The following is a 1,190-nucleotide window of genomic DNA, read 5'->3' as shown; positions in this document are numbered from 1 at the left end:
GCCGGCCGGCGTGCCGGGGGAGGTCTACATCGCCGGTGACGGTGTGGTGCGCGGGTATTGGCAGCGTCCGGGGCTGACCGCGCAGCGCTTCGTGGCGAATCCCTACGGCGCGGCCGGTTCGCGGTTGTACCGCACCGGCGACATCGGCCGCTGGTCGCCCGCGGGCAGTCTGGAGTACCTGTCGCGGGCCGATGACCAGGTGAAGCTGCGCGGCTACCGCATCGAGCTGGGCGAGATCGAGGCGGTCCTGGCCGCCGATCCGGCCGTCACCCAGGCCGCCGTCCTGGTCCGCGAGGACCGGCCCGGTGACAAGCGCCTGGTGGCCTATGTCCGCGGCGAGGTGTCGGGTCTGCGGGAGCGCATCGCCCGGTCGCTGCCGGAGTACATGGTCCCGTCGGCCTTCGTGTCCCTGGACGCCTTCCCGCTCACCCCGAACGGCAAGCTGAACCGCCGCGCACTGCCCGCGCCCGACTACGGCGCGGAGGCTGAGGGTCGCCGGCCGCGGAACCCTCGTGAGGAGCTGCTGTGCGGGCTGTTCGCGGAGGTCCTCGGGGTGGAGGGCGTCGGTATCGACGACGACTTCTTCGTCCTGGGTGGGCACTCGCTGCTGGCCACCCGGCTGATCAGCCGGATCCGTTCGGTGCTGGACGTCGAGGTGGGCGTCCGGCGGCTGTTCGAGAGTCCGACCGTCGCCGGCCTCGCCACGGCCCTAGACGACGGCGCCGCCGCCCGGACCCGCGTGGTGCCGGTCGAGCGCCCGGCCCGGGTGCCGCTCTCCTACGGCCAGCGGCGCCTGTGGTTCCTGCACCAGTTCGAGGGCTCCAGCGCCACGTATCACCTGCCCGTCGCGCTGCGCCTGCACGGCGCCCTCGACGTGGACGCGATGCGGGCGGCGCTCGGCGACCTCACCGACCGGCACGAGAGCCTGCGCACCGTGTTCGGTGAGGACGCGGACGGCTCGTACCAGACGATCCTCGCGCCGGGCCGCGCCCGGCCCGGCCTGCCGGTCCACGAGGTCACCGAGGCCGGCCTGGACGACGCCGTGGACCGGGCCGTGCGGGAGGCGTTCGAGCTGCGAACCCAGCCGCCGCTGCGGGCCCGGCTGTTCCGGCTGGGCGACGGCGACCACGTGCTCCTCGTGGTGGTGCACCACATCGCCGGCGATGCCTGGTCCATGGGCCCGCTGGCCC

The 1,190-nt window shown here is 74.2% G+C and carries 1 protein-coding gene; it reads left to right on the top strand.

From position 1 onward, the window contains the following. The coding region (locus tag Ani05nite_RS40685; protein WP_203777563.1) for a condensation domain-containing protein at positions 1-1,190 on the top strand (1,190 nt) is incomplete at both ends.

The sequence above is a fragment of the Actinoplanes nipponensis genome, assembly GCF_016862275.1.
Lineage (GTDB): Bacteria > Actinomycetota > Actinomycetes > Mycobacteriales > Micromonosporaceae > Actinoplanes > Actinoplanes nipponensis.
This window is presented reverse-complemented; position numbering and strand designations above follow the sequence as displayed.